3 protein-coding genes are annotated in these 3273 nt (G+C 52.0%); all 3 read right to left on the bottom strand.

Annotation, left to right across the window (positions count from 1 at the left end; translation table 11 throughout):
- On the bottom strand, positions 1 to 585 hold a 585-nt coding region (locus QVP67_RS02055; RefSeq protein ID WP_288179806.1), incomplete at its 3' end, for a mechanosensitive ion channel family protein.
- Between the two features lie 196 nt (positions 586 to 781).
- A complete protein-coding gene (gene thrC, locus QVP67_RS02050; protein WP_022161894.1) occupies positions 782 to 2122 on the bottom strand; it encodes a threonine synthase in 1341 nt (446 codons plus the stop codon).
- Positions 2123 to 2144: 22 nt separating this feature from the next.
- Positions 2145 to 3273 (bottom strand): cofactor-independent phosphoglycerate mutase (locus QVP67_RS02045; protein ID WP_288179805.1); only part of this gene is annotated, 1129 nt, incomplete at its 5' end.

Here is a 3273-nt window from a genome sequence, read left to right as displayed (position 1 = left end):
TACACGACGATTTTCTTCACGGCTGTAATTGACAATCGTTCCGCTGCACAAGGAACCGTTAGGGATATAAATTACCTTGTTGTCGGCAGTAGTCAGCAAAGTATGAAAAATCAGAATTTCGCGCACGGTACCGGCTTGACCCTGGCTCTCAATCCAGTCGCCCACTTTGAAAGGGCGCAAAATCAATATAATCAGTCCACCGGCAAAGTTCTGCAAATTGCCCGACAGCGCCATACCAATAGCCACACCGGCCGATGCCAGCAAAGCAGCAAACGAGGTAGTCTCAATGCCCAGCTTTCCGATAATAGCCACTACCAACAGAATTGTCAGCAAGATACTCATCACATTCCTGACAAAGCTCTGTATACCTGGATCTACCTTCCTCTTTATCATGATATTTGCAACCATCCGTTGCAAGAAGGAGATCAGAAAACGTCCCACTATGAAAATGATAATTGCACTGATCAGGTGCTTACCGGCATTGATGCCCCAGTCGTACATTTGTTCCGCAAACACCTGCAAACGGCTCAATTCATTTGTAGTTTTTTCAGCAGTCGCCGCTGCCGTTAACAAAATAGATAACATATACATTCTTCTTTTTTTAATAACTGATGCTAAACTAACAAAAAAGCAGCATTTTCGTTCACATTTCTCTCTGTTTTTCCGTAAAAAAGCAATATCCTCTTCACGCATGTCCGCCGATTTTCCTTTTCTGAAGATTTATAAGGAAAATCGGCGGACCAAGTTTCCGACTGTTCTGCAAACAGTCTCTACATATCTCTTATACCGTCATCAAGTACTGCTTGAAAGCTGCAAACTCCTTCGACATCGGGATGCTCTGTTTCTCGCCGCGCATAAAAGCCTGCAACTTCTCGGGGATGCTGATGGATTCGCCCAGAATACCCTCCACTGTGTCCTTAAACTTGGCCGGATGGGCTGTTTCGAGGAAGATGCCCGTTTCGCCCGGTTGCAAGCCTTCGCTAAGGGCACGATACCCGCAGGCGCCATGCGGATCGAGCAGGTATTGATGCTCCTTCCACACACAGCGCATAGTGTCGGCTATCTGCTCGTCGGTATAGGTAGCTCCGCTGATCTCGGCTGCAATGGCTGCATGACTATGTCCGTAGAGGTCGAGTACCCGGGCAAAGTTGCTGGGGTCGCCCACATCCATCGCATTGGCTATAGTAGCGATGCTGGGACGGGGAGTATAGATACCCGTGCGAAGATACTGATAAAAAATGTCGTTACGGTTGTTAGCAGCAATGAAGCGGCTGACGGGAAGTCCCATGCGCTTGCCGAACAGACCGGCCGTGATGTTGCCAAAGTTGCCGCTGGGCACACAGACTACAGGACCACGCGACAATACCGCAGCAAGCTGTTCGCCCTCGCCAAAACGTGCCTTCATTTGCTTTACCCACTGGGCATAGGCATAGAAGTAGTAGAACGCCTGAGGCAAGAAACGGGCCACGTTGATCGAATTAGCACTAGTTAACTGCAGATGCTCGTTCAGCTCACGATCCATGAAGGCCGACTTAACCAGTGCCTGGCAGTCGTCGAAAGTACCGTCCACTTCAAGGGCAGTGATGTTCTGCCCCAGCGTAGTGAATTGTTTTTCCTGTATCTCGCTGACCTTGCCTTTGGGATAGAGCACATACACGTGAATGCCCTCTACACCCAGAAAGCCATTGGCCACGGCACTGCCCGTATCGCCCGAAGTGGCTACCAGCACATTGACCTGCCGTTTGCCTTCCTTACGGATAAAATAGCCCAGCAGACGGGCCATGAAGCGACCGCCCACATCCTTGAAGGCAAGCGTCGGGCCGTGAAACAGTTCGAGCGAGAAGATGTTGTCGGTAACTTTGACCAGCGGCACGTCGAAGCTCAGCGTGTCGTACACAATCTGCTTCAACGTATCGGCAGGCACGTCCTCGCCAAAGAAAGCATCGGCTACCCGATAAGCTATTTCCTGAAAGCTCAGCGTATCTATCTGGTCGTAAAACTCTTGCGGCAAGGCCTTGATGACATCGGGCATGTAGAGTCCCTTATCGGTAGCCAGTCCTTTTACCACCGCGTCTTCCAGACTGACGTTGTTTTCCTGTTTATTGGTACTGTAGTATTTCATAGTTTCTGTTTCTGTGAGTTGCTTATGCTTGTTTCATAAATTCGTTGATAAACTCGTCTTCCTTCATCAGCCCATAAATGCCGTTACAGGCAGCCACTTCGTCGAAGGTCTGCACTTCGTCGGGTTCGATGCCCGGATACCAGACGAGGAAAGGCACTGGCTCGGCCGTATGCGTGCGCAGTTTGCAGGGCGTGGGATGGTCGGGCAGCACGGCGATGGCTACCGGTTCGTCCCAGTCTTTCACGGCTTCGTAGATAGGGCCTACGGCACGCTTGTCCAGATTCTCGATGGTACGCATCTTCAGTGCGACGTCGCCTTCGTGTCCGGCTTCATCGCTGGCCTCAACATGCAGATAGACAAAGTCGTCCGTCTTCAATGCCTCAAGGGCGGCAGCCACTTTGTTTTCGTAGTTGGTATCATACAGTCCGGTAGCACCTTCCACGTTCAGGCGGCGCAGACCGGCATAATAACCGATACCGTTAATAAGATCGACTGCCGAAATGACGGCTCCCCGCTTCACTTGCGGAAAGGTTTGCGAGAACGGTTCCATCTGCGGACGATAACCCGGGCTCCAGGGCCAGATGCTGTTGGCGGGGTCCTTGCCTTCGGCCATGCGTTTCAGGTTGACAGGATGATTCTTCAGCAGTTCCTGTGAACGGAGAATAAGGTCGTTCAGCAGCTCAGCTGTCTGTGCCGGCGTCAGGTCGGCATTGCCTTCGGGCACGCTGATGTGTTCGGTGCCAGCCTGCGGTTTCACCATAAGCGGACGGAAAGGTTTCAGAGGCACATCGTGAGGCGGCGTACAGTCGATACGTTTATCTCCTCCCCTGACTACCAGCAGATGACGATATTGCACGCCTGTATAGAAGTGGATGCGGTCGTCACCCAGCTGCTCTTGCAGGTAGCGTACCAGTTCGTCGGCCTCTTCTGTTGTGATGTGTCCGGCTGAATGGTTCTTGATATGGTCACCTTCGATGCAGATGATGTTGCAACGCATGGCCATTTCGCCCGGCTTCAGGTCTACACCGATGCTGGCGGCTTCGAGCGGTCCGCGGCCTTCGTACACCCGCGGCAGATTATAACCCAGTACAGACATATTGGCCACCTCGCTTCCCGGATGGAAACCGTCGGCCACCGTCACCAGACGGCCC

The organism is Bacteroides sp. CAG:633, from assembly GCF_000435115.1.
Classification (GTDB): Bacteria; Bacteroidota; Bacteroidia; order Bacteroidales; family Bacteroidaceae; genus Bacteroides; species Bacteroides ndongoniae.
Note: the sequence above shows the minus strand (reverse complement) of the source record. Positions and strands in the feature narration are given on the sequence as shown.